The sequence below is a fragment of the Wolbachia endosymbiont (group A) of Aleiodes leptofemur genome (genome assembly GCF_964028465.1).
Classification (GTDB): domain Bacteria; phylum Pseudomonadota; class Alphaproteobacteria; order Rickettsiales; family Anaplasmataceae; genus Wolbachia; species Wolbachia pipientis.
Genome location: NZ_OZ034782.1, coordinates 88,635 through 104,887, shown reverse-complemented (window position 1 = coordinate 104,887; position 16,253 = coordinate 88,635). Strand labels below are relative to the sequence as shown.

Sequence of the window (16,253 nt, the reverse complement as noted above, 5' to 3'; positions counted from 1 at the left end):
GGTGTTGTTACTTAGTATATTCTTGCTTCCACTGATAGGAGCGTTGATTTTATCCTTAATCAGGATTAATCATCAATCTATACACTTAAGATTCCTTGCTCTATTTTTTGCTGTACTTCCATTTTTGCTTAGCATTGTAGCTTGTATAGAATTTGATTATAACAATGCGGACTTTCAGTTTGTCAGCTACCCAATTAGAAATGTTGGAATAGGGATAGATGGTATATCGTTGCTTTTCCTTCTTCTTACAACTTTCTTGTTTGTAATTTGTATACTCTACAACTGCAAAATGAGTTATACGACCCTAAAAGCCTATATGGCATTGTTTCTACTGCTTGAGAGTTTTGTAGTCGGTTTTTTCGTTTCACTGAATGCTATAAGCTTTTATGTGTTTTTTGAAGCTGTTTTAATACCAATGTTCTTTATTATTGGCATCTGGGGAGGAAAACACAGGGTATATGCAACGTTTAAGTTGTTTCTTTATACATTAACTGGCTCATTATTATTTCTACTTGGATTGGTTTACATCTATAACATTTTTGGAACGTTTAATATACAAAAATTAGCTACATTAGTGCCAAGCCTTGATCTTGAAGTGCAGTCATTGCTGTGGATTGCATTTTTTATTTCTTTTGCAATAAAAGTACCGATGTTTCCATTTCACACTTGGCTTCCTGATGCACATGTGCAATCACCAACTTCTGGATCTGTGATTTTAGCTGGCTTGCTTATTAAAATGGGGGGATATGGATTTTTAAGGTTTTCTATTCCAATGCTTCCTCAGGCAAGTTTGTATTTTTCAAATTTCGTTGTTGTGCTGAGCATTATTGCGGTGATATATGCTTCTCTAGTTGCGTTTGCTCAAGATGATATAAAGAAGTTAATAGCTTATTCTTCAATAGCACATATGGGGATCGTTACTGCTGGCCTCTTTTCATTTTGTGAGGAAGGAGTACTGGGTAGCATATTTCAAATGATTAGTCATGGCCTTATTTCTGCTGCTTTATTTTTATGTGTTGGAATGCTATATACTCGAACTGGAACTTTGGAGATTGCAAAATATTTTGGCATAGTAAACACAATGCCAAAATTTGGTTTTATGTTCATTTTATTTTCAATGGCTTCAATAGGGCTACCTGGAACATCTGGGTTCGCAGGTGAGTTTTTGGCTATGGTTGGAATGTTTAAGAGCATAGGGTTTTTTACAGGATTTATCGCACTTGGCACTATTTTAAGCGCAGTTTATATGCTGAATTTATGTAAGCAAATAATATGGGGGGTTAGCTATTCTAAATTATTAAATAACCGTTTGGATAGCATAGAATTTTCTGTCTTAATTCTGCTTGCAGTGTTTGTTATTTTGCTTGGATTTTACCCAACCCTTGCACTGAATTATTTGAAGCCATGTATGGCAAATTTGTTAGTCAAATATAATGCGCTATGAATTATATACAGATATTGCCGGAAACGTTCTCTATTATCTCCTCGTTAGTGTTGCTGCTGCTTGGGATTATATTTAACCGCAGAACTATCAACTTATTAGCACTTGGCTGCACAGTGGTAACTTTGATTATTTTAATTCTTTCGGCAGAAAACAATGAAATTTTTCTCTTTAATTCGTTGTTAAAACTCAATTTATACATCAGGTCAGCCCAAGGGTTAATTCTCAGCACAGGAATTTTAATACTTTTGATGCTGAATTTATCAAAATATGACTATAAGTATGAATTTTCAATGCTGATTCTTTTTGCGCTATTTGGCATGATAACTTTGGTTTCAGCAAATAGTCTGATTTCTTTTTATTTAGCTTTTGAGTTGATGAGTATATCTTTGTATGTTCTTGCGAGCTTTAATAAAGATTCGATTTATTCATGTGAAGCAGGAGTGAAATATTTTACACTCAGTGCATTATATTCCTGCATTATGCTATATGGAATGTCGCTGCTTTATGGATATACAGGACAAGTCAATTTCTCTGAGCTCGGTTCATTCTTGCAAAACCATCAGATAACTTATGGAATAGTTTTTGGGTTAGTCTTTGTCCTAATTGGTTTGTGTTTCAAGCTTGCTATTGCTCCTTTTCATATGTGGGCTCCAGATGTCTATCAAGGTGCACCTACCATAGTAACTGCGTTTTTTTCTACGGCCCCAAAAGCTGCACTTGTAACATTTTTAATTCGATTGATGAATGAAGAGTTAGTAAATGTAAAAAGTTATGTTCAGCCTATTTTCTTATACGTTTCAGCATTGTCTGTGCTTATCTCAGCTTTTGGGGCCTTACGTCAGCAAAACTTAAAAAGGCTGCTTGCTTACAGTTCAATTGGTCACATTGGTTTTATATTTGCTTCACTTTCTATTTTTACACAAGCAGGAACAGATAGTGCCTTAATGTATCTGGTGATATATATCATCACAAGCATAGGGCTATTCTCATATCTCGTACAAATTGACGATGACGATTGTGATATTGCAAATTTATCTGGTATAGGGAAGAAACGCCCAATTGTAGCATTTCATCTTTCTGTGCTGTTACTCTCAATGTCGGGAATACCTCCACTTGCTGGGTTTTTCGCTAAATTTTTTATATTCAAAAGTTTAATAAATTCTGGCTTTATCAGCCTGTCCTTGATCCTTGTAATAGCGAGTGTGATATCATGCTACTATTATTTAAATATCATGAAAGTTATGTATTTTGATAAAGCTAGTGGTAATAAGGTTGCTTATTCTAAGGGTCTATTCATTATCACTTCAGTGGCTTCACTGATCAACCTCGTTCTTTTCTTGTATGTAGAAGATCTTTACTCACTCATTGAACTAAAGGGCTGACAAGGTGATCCCTGAGGGCTTTCATATTCATCATTACAAAGAAGTTTCAAGCACTAATAAAGAAGCGTTGGATTTAATTGATAAAGGAATATCAAATGAAACCGTTATTATTGCCGATAAACAAACAGAAGGCAGGGGGCGCACCGGAAAAAGTTGGGTTTCTCCAGAGGGTAATTTTTATGCGAGTTTGGTGATAAACCTCTTTAACGATTATCTGAATGAAAGCCAGCTTTCGGTGTCATTCCAGCGCGTGACGCTGGAATCTAGAAAAAAAGAAGAATGGATCCCAGTGTCAAGCACTGGGATGACATCAGAGGGCATTGGGATGACAGAGAAGGGTTTGGTGAATAAAATTGCGGATGTTAGCAAATTAACAGAATTGACTTTTGTTACTGCTCTTGCTGTTGGAAATACTATACTGTCATTTATAAATGGTCTAAATCTCCAGTATAAGTGGCCAAATGATGCCCTTATTGATGGCAAGAAAATAAGTGGAATATTGCTTGAAAAAAGATCCAATTCGAATTGGCTCATTATAGGAATTGGAATTAATGTCAGTCATGCACCACTTCCAGGAACAACGTGCATTAGCAATTACGGTGAGTCTGTGTCTAACATAGATCTGTTAAAGGAATTAATAATAAATTTTAATAAGCTAAGAAAGCAATGGCTATTTGATGGGTTTTATGCTATAAGAGAAATGTGGTTAAAAAAAGCATTCAAAATGAATGAGCAAATCAGTGTAAAGTTAGCTGACAAATTGTATGAAGGAATTTTTGCTGATATAGATAAAAGTGGTAAATTGGTGTTGCAGCAAAAGGATGGAAGCTTAATTTATTTTGATGCAGGTGAGTTATTTATTGGCAGTGCATTATGAATACGTATGTAATTTTTGCTTACCTTATTAGTTTCACGCTGATTGTTGGAGAGCTAATTTTTACCATTTCTTGCTATACTAAAAGTAAAAAAATTCTAGAAAGCCTGAAAGATAATAATGAAGAAGAAACATAAGCGATTACTTATAACTTCAGGAATTTTCTGCTTTTTAAGCTGCATAGTCTTTTTTATTTTAACAACGCTCAAAGAAAATATCTCATTTTTCTATACAGTAAGTGAGGCAATAGTTTTACCAAATAGTCAAAAGCCAATCCGTGTTGGTGGAATGGTTGTTGAAGATAGTGTGATACGGAGCGAAAGTGAAGTAGTTTTTCAAATGACAGATTTTAACAAAAGCGTTGTGGTAAAATACCAGGGAATACTTCCACCGATGTTTTCAGAAAAAAGTGGTGTTGTTGTGCAAGGTAAAATGTCTGATAATAATACCTTTCTTGCAGATACGGTGTTTGCAAAACATGATGAGAACTATATGCCGAAAGTTTTAAAATAGATTCCTTAATCTGGCTATATTGAAATAGTATGTAGAGAGAGTAACAGCCTGCTAGCAAGCTGTGACTTTCCTAACTACTACAATATATCAGAGTGAGTTGGTGCTTCCCATTCATCATATTATCACCACCAATTGTTCCTGTTTTTAATTTTTCAACCTCTTCTTTTAGGTTGTTAAGGTTTCCTTCCAAAATTTTATAATCCTTCTCAGCCTCTATAGCTATCATCTCAAGCCTATCTAAATCTTTATACAATAGATCCACTTCATCTTGACGATCCTTCAGCTCATTATTCAATTTAGGAACAAATGTGTCGTTTAAATCTGCGATTAGTTTATCTAGAATTTTGTGAACGTAATTGACCGATGCATTCTTTTCTTTATCGCTCTCAAAAGATTTAGGCTTAATTTTGACCTCTATGTCGTCTATTACTCTAGGGTTATCTCCGCCTATTTCGCTTATTAATTCAAAGTTGCTTTCGCTTTCTTTTACACTGTAATTACTCATATTAACTTCTATAAAAAATTATACTTTTAAAATCAACTCAGCTACATTGAAATGGTATGTGGAGAAAGTAATAGCCTAGAGACTATTACTCTTTCCAGTTTAACCCCAATCTGGTTCACTAGTGGTATTGTCTTCTAATTCTTTTACTCTTGTCTGTAAGTTATTCAGGCTCTGTACTAAACCACTATCTACATTACCAACGTCTTCAATCAGTTGATTGACTTTTTCTTGTTCTCCATGCAAGTTAGTATTTACTTGCACAACAAGTCCGTCATTCATACTTTCAATCAGTTTATCAATAACACTATGAGTATAACTAACTTTCGCATTTTTATCTTTATTCGTTTCGTAATTTGTCGGTTTTGCAAGGGTAACTTTACTTATAATTTTTGGTTCATTGGCCATATAAACTACCTCATTAAAATTTAAAATTTCAAATAAAATCAACTATAGAAATATAAAAAGCTCTTTTCAAACCCATAAATATTTAGCTCAACAATACTTCGTATCCAGTCTGAAAGTACTCTTCCATTACCATTAGTTCAGCATTGGCGTTTTGAAGAGGGCCCTCCCATTTAGGTTCATCAGCAGAATCTCCAAGTTTCTTAATCAGCTCAAGGATTTCCTTTTGTTTTTCATTTTGTTCATCAAGTTTCCCTTTTAATGCATCAATAATAGCTTTAGACTGATCTTGATTGCTGAGATCACCAATCACAGCTGTCACTTTCTCATAAGGCAGTTTGTGAATAATCTCTTTAAGCTCTTCTGCACCTACGTTATCCAAAAGTTCTTTAAACTGCTCATTAGACATATTGCGAGCAAAAGCTTGAAGTTTGTCTGGGTTATCAACTAAAGACTTAATGATAATCTGGATCCTATTAGAATCAGTTAAATCCTGAGCAATTGCTTCGAGTTTCTCAGGATCAAGCTTATTAACTAAGTCTTTCAGTTGGTCTTCTTGCAGACTATTTACTAAAGCTTTCAACTGATCACCTTCTAATTCTTTGGAGAGTATTGTCAAGTGGTGCTCAGCCAAGTCTTTTGCAAGCACTGTAAATTGCTCGTCATTTATAGCATTTCTCATAATAGTCCGAATAGGTCATAGGAAGGCAGAATCAACAGCACGACGAAAGGATTCGAATAGAGGAATGTTTTTCCTGGCTCTGTTTTTTATAGCAAACCAATGATGCTCAATTTTGTTAAAATCTGGAGAATAAGGCGGCAGATACAAAATTTCTGCACCGACTCCTTTAGCGAGCTTGATAAGCTTATCAGACTTATGAAAAGTAGCATTATCAAGAATGACAGTTTGTCCAGGTTCTAAGATCGGTGCCAAAAATTGCTCAAACCATCCATTAAAAATATCCATATTACAGTGGCCTTCAAATGTTAATGGAGCAACTATCTTTCTTCTACTTAAGGCTGCAACCATGCTGATTCGTTGAGTTTTTTTTCCAGATTTTAGGGCATAAAATCGCTGTCCTTTCTGGCAATACCCATATGGATAGTCCTCCGTGTTATCAATCCCAGACTCATCTATATACACTAAGTTTTCTGGTTCTTTTGTTGCTATAATTTTTAAGAATTCAGCACGTTTTTCTTCGTTCCTTTCCTTGTATCCATATGTCTTTTTTTGCGCGTAAATCCAATTTTTCTGAGAGCTCGGTGGATCGTTTGGATACTAACGTTGCCCCAAAGTTTAGCCATTTCCGACAGAGTTTTTCTACCGTGTTTTTTAGCAAATTCGATAAACTTATTCCAGTCGATAATTTTCTGATTGTAACCTCCATTACCGAGTTTTTTTGACTGAAAGTCGCCTGTTTCTTTTTTTCTTTGCTGCCACTCCCACAAAGTAGTTCGTCCAATTTTAAATCTTGCTGCCACTGCTTCTCTGCTTTCCCCTTCGTCTAGTGCTTCCATTGCTTTTTTTCTTAAATCATAACTATATGCTGCCGGCATCCAACCTCCTTATCGCCATCTATCCTTAATCTTATCATATCCGGACTTCTGTGGAAAGAGCTATAAAGTTTTAATAAGTGCTTTGAACTGATCCACTTTTAAGTGAGGTAAAATTTCTTTTACTTGCTCTGAATTTAATTTTCTCACTAGAGCTTCAAGCTGAGTATCATTTAAAATAGGAACAATTATTTGTAACTTTTCTGGATTTAGTTCCTGAGCGAGGGTTTTTAGCTGGTGATTGGTTAGATGATCCACTAAAGCTTGGAGTTGTTCATCTGTTAAGTTCTCTGCTAAGGCCTGCAACTGGCTTGAGCTCAGTTCAGGAATTATTTTTTGCAGTTGCTCGTTACTAAGAGTATTGGCAAGAGTTTTTAGTTGGCCGTCTGTTAGGCCCTGAATAAAAACTTTATAGCTCTTTCCACAGAAGTCCGGATATGATAAGATTAAGGATAGATGGCGATAAGGAGGTTGGATGCCGGCAGCATATAGTTATGATTTAAGAAAAAAAGCAATGGAAGCACTAGACGAAGGGGAAAGCAGAGAAGCAGTGGCAGCAAGATTTAAAATTGGACGAACTACTTTGTGGGAGTGGAAGCAAAGAAAAAAAGAAACAGGCGACTTTCAGTCAAAAAACTCGGTAATGGAGGTTACAATCAGAAAATTATCGACTGGAATAAGTTTATCGAATTTGCTAAAAAACACGGTAGAAAAACTCTGTCGGAAATGGCTAAACTTTGGGGCAACGTTAGTATCCAAACGATCCACCGAGCTCTCAGAAAAATTGGATTTACGCGCAAAAAAAGACATATGGATACAAGGAAAGGAACGAAGAAAAACGTGCTGAATTCTTAAAAATTATAGCAACAAAAGAACCAGAAAACTTAGTGTATATAGATGAGTCTGGGATTGATAACACGGAGGACTATCCATATGGGTATTGCCAGAAAGGACAGCGATTTTATGCCCTAAAATCTGGAAAAAAAACTCAACGAATCAGCATGGTTGCAGCCTTAAGTAGAAGAAAGATAGTTGCTCCATTAACATTTGAAGGCCACTGTAATATGGATATTTTTAATGGATGGTTTGAGCAATTTTTGGCACCGATCTTAGAACCTGGACAAACTGTCATTCTTGATAATGCTACTTTTCATAAGTCTGATAAGCTTATCAAGCTCGCTAAAGGAGTCGGTGCAGAAATTTTGTATCTGCCGCCTTATTCTCCAGATTTTAACAAAATTGAGCATCATTGGTTTGCTATAAAAAACAGAGCCAGGAAAAACATTCCTCTATTCGAATCCTTTCGTCGTGCTGTTGATTCTGCCTTCCTATGACCTATTCGGACTATTATGAGAAATGCTATAATTGTTAGTATTCTAACATTTATTGATTAATTTATTGTTAAGTTAGTATATATTACAATTGTAATAACCAACATTACTTGTGTAGAGAAAAGTTACGAAAAGAAATAGAGATTTTCAGGGAAATAGTATAAAATCCTCATAGATTAAAATAAGCTGCTTTGACAGGTTTTGTGGCGGCTAGAGCTGTATAGAATGGTGGAGGCAAGCGGGATCGAACCGCTGACCTTCTGCGTGCAAAACAGATGCTCTACCAGCTGAGCTATACCCCCAGGTAATTCTTGCTTAAAGCATAAATCACTCAGGCTGAAATGCAAGAAATATTTATCTATTAGGCTATTGCTAAATAGTGTACAAATTCTGCAGGGTGTACACACTTCTCTATTTTTTTGTCTCCTTAGCGTTATACGTCACACCATCCAAATAAATCTGTGAACTGAAAATTAACAAAAAGTTTTCCTTTGGAAATTTTTTTAAATTATTCATAGATTTTTTAACTAAATTATCACTAACGCAGTATATTATATAATTTATTTAACCACACATGAAAATTTTAGTTTGATTAAAACGGATAAAAACTGTATTGATGTTTAGTATAGCTGAAAAATGAAATGATCCCGTAGCTCAGCCGGTAGAGCAACTGACTTTTAATCAGTGGGTCACGCGTTCGAATCGCGTCGGGATCACTCACAAATTTTGAAAAACATGCTAAAAGAACAAGACAAAATATTCACCAACCTAAATGGTAAAGGAACTCCACTACTTGAGGGTGCAAAAAAACGTGGTAGCTGGCAAAAAACAAAGGAATTACTGGATTTAGGATCAGAAAAGATCATTGATGAAGTAAAGAAATCTGGTTTGAGAGGTCGAGGGGGTGCAGGATTTTCCACCGGCCTTAAGTGGAGCTTTATGCCCAAAAATCTCCCAAAAGCATATTTAGTAGTCAATGCAGATGAGTCAGAACCTGGTACATGTAAAGATAGAGATATATTGCGATATGAGCCACATAAGTTACTTGAGGGAATTCTCCTGGCCGGCAAAGCGATCAGCGCATCAGTTGCATATATTTATATCAGGGGTGAATTTTATAATGAATATTTAGTTCTAAAAAAAGCACTTGAGGAAGCCTATAAAGAAGGTTTAATTGGAAAAAATGCCTGCAAATCAGGTTATGATCTTGATGTGTTTATCCATAGGGGCGCAGGAGCTTACATATGTGGGGAAGAAACAGCTCAACTCGAATCAATTGAAGGAAAAAAGGGCTTTCCTCGCATGAAGCCTCCATTTCCCGCAGGTGTTGGACTTTTTGGCTGCCCAACCACAATAAACAACGTTGAAACTATAGCCATGGTTCCAGATATTCTGAATCGCGGAGGAGAATGGTTTGCATCTCTTGGTAAACCAAATAATACTGGTACCAAGGTCTTTTGTATTTCAGGGCACGTAAACAACCCGTGTAATGTTGAAGAAGAGCTCGGAATTCCATTACGTGAATTAATTGAAAAATACGCAGGTGGAGTGCGAGGAGGTTGGGATAATTTACTTGCTGTAATACCTGGTGGGTCTTCAGTGCCATTAATTCCAAAATCTATATGTGATACTATTGAAATGGATTTTGATTCATTAAGAACTGCACAATCAGGGCTTGGTACTGCTGCTGTAATAGTGATGAATAAATCAACTGATATAATAGCTGCAATAGAGAGGTTATCACACTTTTATATGCATGAGTCCTGTGGACAATGCACACCATGCCGTGAAGGTACTGGATGGATGTGGAGGATTATGAAGAGGATGGTGGCAGGAGATGTTAAGCCTGATGAAATAGATAAGCTGCTTGACCTTACAACTCAAATAGAAGGACATACAATTTGCGCACTTGGCGATGCTGCAGCTTGGCCGATTCAAGGATTAATAAGACATTTTCGCCATGTTATCAAAGAGAGAGCGATAATTTAACTTTACTTATACTTCTTAAGCCGTTTTGCTACTTAGCAACCAGAGCTAAAAAATATTGATTCCCTTCTCTTTTAGGTGCCAATTCTACCTTTGCGATATCTTCAGTGTCTCGAATTAGCCGTTCTAATTTTTCCAGTCCAACTTCAGTGTTTATAAGCTCTCTCCCTCTAAATCTCATTGTGACTTTAATTTTATGTCCGTGGGCAAGTAAGTCTCTTGCTTGACGCAATTTTGTTCCGTAATCGTGATCACCAATATTGGGACCCAGTTTAATTTCTTTTATAGTTAATGTTTTTTGTTTCTTTTTTGCTTCACTTGCTTTCTTTTTTATATCATACTTTTGCTTGCTATAATCCAGAATTTTACATACTGGAGGGGTTGAATCAGGTGCAATTTCCACCAAGTCTAAACCAACACCCTGTGCAAATTCCAAAGCTCGTTCTATTGGCACGATTCCGACCATTTCACCACTATGATCAACTAAGCGTACCTCCTTAGCTGTGATAAATCCATTAATTCTGTTTTTATTGTTCTTTTTAACTTGCAAACTTTAACTCCCTTAATTCAAATTAATACTTTTTAACAGCGATTCATTAGCCTTTTCCAAAGAAAAAGACTCCTGTCTTTCCGATCCTAAATTTCTTACTGACACAGTTTTACTTGTAACTTCATTTTTTCCTACAATCCACAATATAGGAACCTTGTTTGAACTATGCAAACGTATCTTATAACTAATTTTTTCATTGGTCAAATCAGTCTTGACTCTCACACCTTGTTCTTTTAAAATATTGCTAATTTCTGTGGCGTAACCGTCAGCTTCATTTGTAATGGTCAGAATAGCAAGTTGCGTTGGAGCAAGCCAAACTGGAAATTTTCCTGCATAATTTTCTATCAAAATTCCGATAAAACGCTCAAAAGTCCCAAGAATTGCCCTATGTAACATGACAGGGTGATGCTTGTGCCCATCTGCCCCTATATAAAAAGCTCCCAGACGTTCTGGTAAAATGAAATCAACTTGTAATGTTCCACATTGCCAATTTCTGCCTATTGCGTCTTTCAAAACGAACTCTAACTTTGGACCATAAAATGCACCTTCACCAGGGTTAAGTTTATAACTCAAGCCCGCTTCTTTAACGGCTTCAAGCAGCGCTTTTTCAGCTCTATCCCACACTTCATCATTACCTGCTCTAATATCTGGACGGTCTGAAAATTTCACAGAAATTTCATTAAATCCAAGCTCTGAATATACTTCTTTTAAAAGGTCACAAAACTTTATAGTCTCAGAATTCACTTGTTCTTCCATACAAAAAATGTGTGCATCGTCTTGCGTAAAACCACGCACTCGCATCAGTCCGTGCAATGAGCCTGAGCTTTCATTTCTATGGCATGTGCCAAACTCTGCCATACGTATTGGTAAATCACGGTAGCTCCTGGTGTGAGAATTAAAAATCTGCACATGACAAGGACAATTCATGGGTTTTATTGCTAACTTTTTATTCTCAGATTCGTCAACAATAAACATATTTTCACGAAACTTATCCCAATGTCCAGATCTTTCCCACAGCTCTTTACTTACTAAAATAGGAGTTTTTACCTCAAAATAGCCATTATTTATTAGCTTCTTTCTGATGTAAGACTCAAGAACATTATATAGAATATATCCTTGTTCATGCCAAAAAACCTGCCCAACAGCTTCCTCTTGAATGTGAAATAAATCCATATCCTTAGCAATTTTGCGGTGATCACGTTTTTCTGCTTCTTTGAGGCACTCAAGGTAAGCGTTTAATTCATCCTTATTTCCCCATGCTGTGCCATATATTCGCTGCAACATTGGGCCCTTAGAATCACCACGCCAGTATGCACCCGCTACTTTCATAAGTTTAAACGCTTTAACTCTACCGGTTGATGGTGAGTGCGGACCACGGCATAGGTCAACAAAATCACCTTGCCTATAAACAGTTAGGTTTTCACCCTCTGGTATGGATGAGATAATATCAACCTTATATTTTTCGCCTATACCACTAAAGAAATCAACTGACTGCTTGCGAGTCCAAACTTCTCGAACAAATCTGTGGTTACTTTTTACAATCTCTTTCATTTTCTTTTCTATTGCGGTAAGATCGTCCGTAGTGAAGGTACGATCTGTAGCAAAATCATAGTAAAAACCGTCCTGAATTGTTGGGCCGATAGTAATCTGAGTATTAGGAAATAGCTCTTTCACTGCCTGCGCCATTATATGAGCAGCATCATGCCTTATTATATCTAAACCCACTTCGTCACTCAGTTGTATCACCTCTATCTCTGCATCAGCTTCAATTTCACGTGAGAGGTCATATAGCTCACCATTTACTTTCAATGCAACTACTTCTTTCAAAGCATCCGGTTGTAATATATCAAAGCCAGTGACTTTACCACTGTATTCTTTTACTTTTTGTTCGGTTGAAAAAGTAACCCTAACCATAAATAAACCTATACGGACATGTAGCTTGAAGGCGGTTTGCTTCTTCCAACGGTGTCATCCCAGTGTCACGCACATAGCCATACGAACATTCATTTTCGAAGGTAAATTGCACAGCAAATGGTGTCATCCCAGTGCTTGACACTGGAATCCAGCTTTTTTGTAATTTCATTGAAAATGTTGCATAGTGTGCTTGTTCACAATCAATTTTACTGGATCCCAGTGTCAAGCACTGGGATGACACCTTTGTGTTTGAGGCAAAACAGGCTATAACATTTAACATACTGCCCTCGCAAACAAATGTTCGTACAGTTGTGTATCAGCTACTGGGATGACACCACCCCTAGTGGGCACTGCCCCTAAATCATAATGGATAACAGGGTTATAAGCTCTGAACATTAATAATAAGGCCTATTCTTTTTTAACCTGAGTGCAATTGCGTCTTCCCAAACTTCACCATTACGCAATAACTTTTCTTTATTGTACATTAGCTCCTCTCTTGTTTCAGTAGCAAATTCAAAGTTAGGACCTTCAACAATTGCATCAACTGGACATGCCTCTTGGCAAAGTCCGCAGTATATGCATTTTGTCATATCAATATCATAGCGCGTGGTGCGGCGACTACCGTCTTCTCTTTCCTCTGCTTCAATAACTATTGCTTGAGCAGGGCAGATAACTTCACATAATTTACAAGCTATGCATCGTTCTTCACCGTTTGGATACCTACGCAACGCATGCTCACCACGAAACCTTGGACTTAAAGGGCCCTTCTCCATAGGATACCTCAAAGTAACCTTTGGCTTAAACATATATTTTAATGTAATAACAAACCCTTTAATTAACTCTACAAAAGACCAGTACCAAGCTAATTTCTTGAGCATAAAATATTTAAAACTTGTGTCAGTCATTATAAATCATATTATCAGTTTTCAAAATAAATATTTTCACCTGGGTGACTTTTTAGGTATTTTGGTTTCTTAAGTGTAATATTGCTAAGTAGTTTATATAAATAATGACAAACACAAATGAAACTATTTTCGCTTTATCGACCGTATTTGGTAAGTCAGGAGTTGCAGTAATTAGAATTTCAGGCAACTATGCGCTTAAAGCTTTAAATCATTTTCATATTAAGAAAGAAATTAAACCAAGATTTGCTACTTTAGTTGATCTATATGATGATTTCAATCAATTGATAGATAATGGAATAATCATCTATTTCCCTGCTCCAAACAGTTTCACTGGCGAGAATGTTATAGAGTTACAAGTGCATGGAAGTAAGGCAGTCATAAAAATCATCTTGGAGGAATTATCAAAAATTTTCGTTATGGCCAGGCCTGGAGAATTCTCACTTAGGGCTTTTCTAAATGGTAAATTTGACTTAACTCAAATAGAAGGAATTGCAGACTTAATTGACGCTGAGACGAAAATGCAAGCTAAACAAGCGATTAAGCAGATATCAGGAGAATTGGAGAGACTATACAGCAATTGGAGGCAAAGATTAATAACGATACAATCCAAAATCGAAGCATATATAGACTTTCCAGAGGACATTTGGGCAGAAAAAAGTGAATTGGAAAAAATTAATAATGAAGTGCAATCTCTCGTGCAGTTGATACAAGAGCATTTAAATGATAATAGACGGGGCGAAAGGTTGCGTGAGGGTTTACATATTGTAATAACTGGTGAACCAAATGTCGGTAAATCAACTCTGTTTAATTTCTTAGCCAAGCGTGATATTGCTATTGTTTCTGAATATGCAGGCACAACAAGAGATATACTTGAAGCTCATATTGACATTGGCGGATACCCAATCATTCTCTCTGATACTGCTGGAATTCGTGAGAGTTCAGATCCAATAGAATCAGAAGGTATAAGTCGAGCGAAAAAGAGGTCTTTTGAAGCTGATTTAAGAATAGAACTATTTCCTTTTGAACAGCGTCATAATATCAATTGCAACGTTGTAAATAGCGATACTATTTATGTATTGAGCAAAGCTGACGATGTTATCAATAATCACAATATAAAAATTAATGGCATAGATTTTCTACCTATTTCTATTTTAAAGGGAATAGGTACAAACAAATTGATCTCTCTCATAAAAGAGAAGGCAGAGGAAAAATTTGGGCATGATAGAGACACTCCTGTAATCACTCGGCAAAGACATAGGAATCACATGAAGAAAGCACTGGAACATTTACAACGTTTTAATATCGATAATCCAATTGAGTTGATATCTGAAGATTTGAGGCTTGCTGCATTTGAACTTGGTGCGGTGATTGGAATTATTAATGTTGAGGAAATATTGAGTAGTGTGTTTAGCAACTTTTGCGTGGGCAAGTAAAGCTTTTATAGATTGCTTAAAATCAAATGTTGTGATAGAAAAGAAATGGACGGATGGCCGAGCGGTTTAAGGCACCAGTCTTGAAAACTGACGTACGTGATGAGCGTACCATGGGTTCGAATCCCATTCCGTCCGCACAGCATCTCGCTATGCTAGCTGATTTTTAGAGCTTATTTGGACTATGTGGTTCATAACGCTGGAAATCTTGTCTAATCTAGCCACATCTTTTAAAAATACATCCCTTTGTAAATTGACCTTGTTAGCAAAGAAAGCTAATATCTATAAATAGATCACCATCTGAATATGAAAACCGATATAGTAATAATAGGTGCAGGACCTGTTGGAATATTCACTGCTTTTCAAGCGGGAATGCTTGATATGAGATGTCATATAATAGATGTTTTGGATCAAGCAGGAGGACAATGCACAGCTCTTTACCCAGAAAAGCCAATATACGATATACCTGGTTATCCTGTAATTACTGCCCAAAAATTAATTGAGCAGCTAATGGAGCAAGCTTCGCCATTTAAGCCTATTTACCATTTAAGTCAAAAAGTAGAAAAGATTTCAAATAACGAAGGTGAAAACTTTACTATCATAACGAACATAGGTACAGAGGTAAAATGCAAAGCTGTTATCATTGCTGCAGGTAATGGAATGTTTGAACCTAACCGTCCACCCTTAAGTGGTATATTAGAATATGAAAATAAATCTGTATTTTACAGTGTAAATAAAATTTCTGATTTTCAGGATAAAACTATAGTCATTGCAGGTGGGGGTGATTCTGCGGCTGATTGGACTGTAGAACTTTCTAAAGTTGCAAAGAAAATTTATGTGATACATAGGAGAAAGGAATTTCGCTGCACTCCTGAAACTAGAAATAAATTAGAATCACTTGAAATTGATGGAAAAATAGAACTGGTAGTGCCATATCAATTACACGAACTAGCAGGAAGTAATGGGCAGTTGAGCGCAGTGATAGTAAAAAACATTGCCTCTAAGGAGGAAAAAGAAATATCCGCTGATTTTTTGCTGCCATTTTTTGGATTGTCAATGAATCTTGGTCCAATAAACAATTGGGGTATACAGTTAGAACATAGCCGCATAGTTGTCGACCCAGCTACACTTAAAACCAGTAGAGATAGGATATATGCAATCGGAGATATAGCTATTTATTCAGGCAAACTAAAATTAATACTAAATGGTTTTGCTGAGAGCGCCATGGCTTGTTATGACATATACAAAGTAATCCACAACTCTCCAGTCAATTTTCAATATTCAACTTCAAAGGGAATTCACGGGAAAGAAAAACTTCCTTGACAAACCTCGCCAGCTCCCTTATCATGAAACTGAAGCTATTGTATTTGCTTTCGCCAATCTGCAGATTAAAAGGTAAGGATTACTTAATGTATCGGCGTCTTATGTTCAATTTTTTGCAGTATATAGATACTGTATGTCTT

At 36.3% G+C, this 16,253-nt stretch carries 16 protein-coding genes, 3 tRNA genes and 1 pseudogene; 10 read left to right on the top strand and 10 right to left on the bottom strand.

The window, feature by feature from the left end:
- Position 1: 1 nt before the first annotated feature.
- The 4 genes from ABWU67_RS00595 (at position 2) to ccmE (ending at position 4,213) form a co-directional block, all read left to right on the top strand.
- Positions 2 to 1,444 (top strand): NuoM family protein, encoded by a 1,443-nt coding sequence (locus ABWU67_RS00595; RefSeq protein WP_010962955.1) that lies wholly within the window; start codon positions 2 to 4, stop codon positions 1,442 to 1,444.
- Positions 1,441 to 2,826, top strand: coding sequence for an NADH-quinone oxidoreductase subunit N (locus ABWU67_RS00590; RefSeq protein WP_353282036.1), 1,386 nt, complete (start codon positions 1,441 to 1,443; stop codon positions 2,824 to 2,826). Before ABWU67_RS00595 ends, ABWU67_RS00590 begins: the two co-directional genes overlap by 4 nt.
- Before the next feature lie 4 nt (positions 2,827 to 2,830).
- Entirely contained in the window at positions 2,831 to 3,703 is an 873-nt protein-coding gene (locus ABWU67_RS00585; RefSeq protein WP_209472430.1) for a biotin--[acetyl-CoA-carboxylase] ligase, read from the top strand.
- 117 nt (positions 3,704 to 3,820) lie between these two features.
- The gene (gene ccmE, locus ABWU67_RS00580; protein WP_174515681.1) at positions 3,821 to 4,213 is read left to right on the top strand and encodes a cytochrome c maturation protein CcmE; all 393 of its coding nucleotides are present in this window, start codon (positions 3,821 to 3,823) and stop codon (positions 4,211 to 4,213) included.
- A gap of 70 nt (positions 4,214 to 4,283) precedes the next feature.
- Here ccmE and ABWU67_RS00575 read toward each other — a convergent pair whose 3' ends face one another.
- The 5 genes from ABWU67_RS00575 to ABWU67_RS00555 form a co-directional block, all read right to left on the bottom strand.
- The gene (locus ABWU67_RS00575; RefSeq protein ID WP_209472434.1) at positions 4,284 to 4,718 is read right to left on the bottom strand and encodes a hypothetical protein; all 435 of its coding nucleotides are present in this window, start codon (positions 4,716 to 4,718) and stop codon (positions 4,284 to 4,286) included.
- Positions 4,719 to 4,817: 99 nt separating this feature from the next.
- Positions 4,818 to 5,123: a hypothetical protein gene (locus ABWU67_RS00570; protein WP_264329450.1), complete on the bottom strand. Its 306-nt coding sequence runs from the start codon at positions 5,121 to 5,123 to the stop codon at positions 4,818 to 4,820.
- Between the two features lie 82 nt (positions 5,124 to 5,205).
- On the bottom strand, positions 5,206 to 5,802 hold the full coding sequence (locus ABWU67_RS00565; RefSeq protein ID WP_410541765.1) for a hypothetical protein: 597 nt from the start codon (positions 5,800 to 5,802) through the stop codon (positions 5,206 to 5,208).
- A 15-nt stretch (positions 5,803 to 5,817) separates the two neighbouring features.
- Positions 5,818 to 6,677, bottom strand: a protein-coding gene (locus ABWU67_RS00560) for an IS630 family transposase (protein WP_156518142.1) whose coding sequence is annotated in 2 segments (ribosomal slippage) — positions 5,818 to 6,353 and positions 6,353 to 6,677 — 861 coding nt in all. Because the reading frame shifts where the segments join, the coding sequence is not laid out codon by codon here.
- Between the two features lie 60 nt (positions 6,678 to 6,737).
- Complete coding sequence (locus ABWU67_RS00555; RefSeq protein ID WP_353282216.1) at positions 6,738 to 7,016, bottom strand: hypothetical protein; 279 nt, start codon at positions 7,014 to 7,016, stop codon at positions 6,738 to 6,740.
- A 133-nt stretch (positions 7,017 to 7,149) separates the two neighbouring features.
- Here ABWU67_RS00555 and ABWU67_RS00550 point away from each other — a divergent pair.
- Positions 7,150 to 8,008 (top strand): annotated as a pseudogene (locus ABWU67_RS00550) (IS630 family transposase).
- 223 nt (positions 8,009 to 8,231) lie between these two features.
- On the opposite strand, the gene ABWU67_RS00545 reads toward ABWU67_RS00550, so the two are convergent.
- Positions 8,232 to 8,307 (bottom strand) — tRNA-Ala (locus tag ABWU67_RS00545).
- A 341-nt stretch (positions 8,308 to 8,648) separates the two neighbouring features.
- Here ABWU67_RS00545 and ABWU67_RS00540 point away from each other — a divergent pair.
- Positions 8,649 to 8,721, top strand: a tRNA-Lys gene (locus tag ABWU67_RS00540).
- 19 nt (positions 8,722 to 8,740) lie between these two features.
- On the top strand, positions 8,741 to 9,994 hold the full coding sequence (gene nuoF, locus ABWU67_RS00535; protein ID WP_353282035.1) for an NADH-quinone oxidoreductase subunit NuoF: 1,254 nt from the start codon (positions 8,741 to 8,743) through the stop codon (positions 9,992 to 9,994).
- A gap of 28 nt (positions 9,995 to 10,022) precedes the next feature.
- On the opposite strand, the gene infC is transcribed toward nuoF, so the two are convergent.
- From infC to nuoI, 4 genes are all read right to left on the bottom strand, one after another.
- Positions 10,023 to 10,541, bottom strand: a complete 519-nt coding sequence (gene infC / locus ABWU67_RS00530) for a translation initiation factor IF-3 (protein WP_006279610.1) — start codon at positions 10,539 to 10,541, stop codon at positions 10,023 to 10,025.
- A 12-nt stretch (positions 10,542 to 10,553) separates the two neighbouring features.
- Positions 10,554 to 12,455, bottom strand: coding sequence for a threonine--tRNA ligase (gene thrS / locus ABWU67_RS00525; RefSeq protein WP_010962960.1), 1,902 nt, complete (start codon positions 12,453 to 12,455; stop codon positions 10,554 to 10,556).
- Complete coding sequence (locus ABWU67_RS00520) at positions 12,448 to 12,735, bottom strand: hypothetical protein (protein WP_010962961.1); 288 nt, start codon at positions 12,733 to 12,735, stop codon at positions 12,448 to 12,450. Before ABWU67_RS00520 ends, thrS begins: the two co-directional genes overlap by 8 nt.
- A gap of 115 nt (positions 12,736 to 12,850) precedes the next feature.
- On the bottom strand, positions 12,851 to 13,333 hold the full coding sequence (gene nuoI, locus ABWU67_RS00515) for an NADH-quinone oxidoreductase subunit NuoI (RefSeq protein WP_038199316.1): 483 nt from the start codon (positions 13,331 to 13,333) through the stop codon (positions 12,851 to 12,853).
- Between the two features lie 131 nt (positions 13,334 to 13,464).
- Here nuoI and mnmE point away from each other — a divergent pair, with 131 nt between their 5' ends.
- The 3 genes from mnmE (at position 13,465) to ABWU67_RS00500 (ending at position 16,113) form a co-directional block, all read left to right on the top strand.
- Complete coding sequence (mnmE, locus tag ABWU67_RS00510) at positions 13,465 to 14,793, top strand: tRNA uridine-5-carboxymethylaminomethyl(34) synthesis GTPase MnmE (RefSeq protein WP_353282034.1); 1,329 nt, start codon at positions 13,465 to 13,467, stop codon at positions 14,791 to 14,793.
- A gap of 47 nt (positions 14,794 to 14,840) precedes the next feature.
- Positions 14,841 to 14,928 (top strand) — tRNA-Ser (locus ABWU67_RS00505).
- Between the two features lie 168 nt (positions 14,929 to 15,096).
- Positions 15,097 to 16,113 (top strand): NAD(P)/FAD-dependent oxidoreductase, encoded by a 1,017-nt coding sequence (locus tag ABWU67_RS00500; protein WP_353282033.1) that lies wholly within the window; start codon positions 15,097 to 15,099, stop codon positions 16,111 to 16,113.
- Positions 16,114 to 16,253 lie beyond the last annotated feature (140 nt).